This is a genomic window from Vibrio sp. ER1A (assembly GCF_000733315.1).
GTDB lineage: Bacteria > Pseudomonadota > Gammaproteobacteria > Enterobacterales > Vibrionaceae > Vibrio > Vibrio mediterranei.
On the sequence record NZ_JPJA01000082.1, the window covers coordinates 1 to 1,543 of the forward strand.

Sequence of the window (1,543 nt, forward strand, 5' to 3'; positions counted from 1 at the left end):
CATAACGAGGAAGAAAGAGCTCCTATAAAACCTACCATACAGAGAAATCCAAATCTTTATTGAAAACTGATAGTATATACTCGATAAATGACACTTGATCATTAACAATATATAAAGAAGTTTGTAAACCGAGCATATTCTTTAATTTTTTATAATTGTCTTTATCCTTATCAAAGTTAACTTTAACTGAATAATAACGGCTACCTTGTTTGTTGTACTGTTTGTAGTCGAAAGAATCAGCACTTATACCAGTTACCTTTCCATAAAAGTAATCTTTAATTCCTGGAGCATTTATTCTTATCTTTACTATTGCTCCGATAGAAACAAAAGGTCTTAATTTAGATTCAAATTTTCCGTCGACATATATTCCATCATCTGACCTTTTAAGAACCATTATTTGTGTATTTCTTTCAATATATACGCCTGACGCAAGACCTTCTTTTAAGGAAAGAACTGTTCCTTGTACTGTAGAGTTTATATCTGTCGAACTAATACGCTCTTTAACAATATTAAGTTCAGATCTGTTATTTGCTTCTTTTCCTTTGAGATCCTCTAAGTCGCTTTCTGTCTTGTCAGATAAATCTAAAACCAACTGTTTGAAATCAAAGAAAGCAGCTTTAACCAAATTCCTAGACTCCTCAATCAAAAGCTCACTTTCAAGCAGTTGTAGCTGTATTTTTTGAGATTCCAATTGAGTATCAATTAACCTTGTAGTCCTTCCAAGTGAACTTTCTAACATACTGCTCTTCCTTTCCAACAAATTCTTTTGCTGATCTAACGACTTAATCTTCTTCTCAGTGACGATTTTTTTATCTTCATATTCACTTTCTTTTTGCAAATAGAAGTCGTATTTATTTTTTACTTTTTGCAATGTCAAAGATGAGTCGTAACCCGGTTTTTCATGAACATTATCCTCTCGCTCTATGGTAGCAAGTTCTTTTTTTTCGTAATTAAGCTTTTTGAGCTGCTTTTGAAAAACCAGCTCGTTATGTCTTAATAATTTGAATCTGTTTTCATCTTCTATATTACTAATGGTAATAAGATGACTTCCTTTCTCTACTTTATCTCCTCGAGTAACTTTAACAACCTTTATAATGCCCGATGATGGCGACAATATATTCAGATTACTATCATTAACTGCAAGAACTCCAGTTCCAGTAGATACGATATCAATTTTACTATAAAACGCAAAATATAACATTATCGCAAACAAAAACGACAATATTAAAGATACAATAATTCTAGGATTTCTAATTAATAACATATCTAGCTGGAACGTCAGAGTTTAATATTTTTATATTATTCACAATATCAGCCAACTGATTTGTAATAGACAACTTAGTCATTTCCAAATCTGAAAGTGAGGTGATATTTCTAAATAAATCAAGGGCATTAGCTTCATCAACCATAATTTCTTTCATTAGGCTATTGATTACGTTTTTGGTTAGCTTTAATTGTTTGTCAATATTTTCCAATCGTTGATCCAATAATCTATATTGTTGCTTATAGGTTTGCAGATCAACATCTTTTTGATGAATAAACT

2 protein-coding genes are annotated in these 1,543 nt (G+C 31.0%); both read right to left on the reverse strand.

What is annotated here, in order from left to right; all coding sequences use genetic code 11:
- Nucleotides 1-31: 31 nt before the first annotated feature.
- Nucleotides 32-1,264 (reverse strand): hypothetical protein, encoded by a 1,233-nt coding sequence (locus HW45_RS04885; RefSeq protein ID WP_152559632.1) that lies wholly within the window; start codon nucleotides 1,262-1,264, stop codon nucleotides 32-34.
- Nucleotides 1,251-1,543 (reverse strand): hypothetical protein (locus tag HW45_RS29525; protein WP_038225342.1); only part of this gene is annotated, 293 nt, incomplete at its 5' end. The genes HW45_RS04885 and HW45_RS29525, both read right to left, overlap by 14 nt.

Excerpts from the sequence above, each read along its gene's own strand:
- HW45_RS04885 (WP_152559632.1), bottom strand. The coding sequence starts at position 1,264 with ATGTTATTAATTAGAAATCCTAGAATTATTGTATCTTTAATATTGTCG.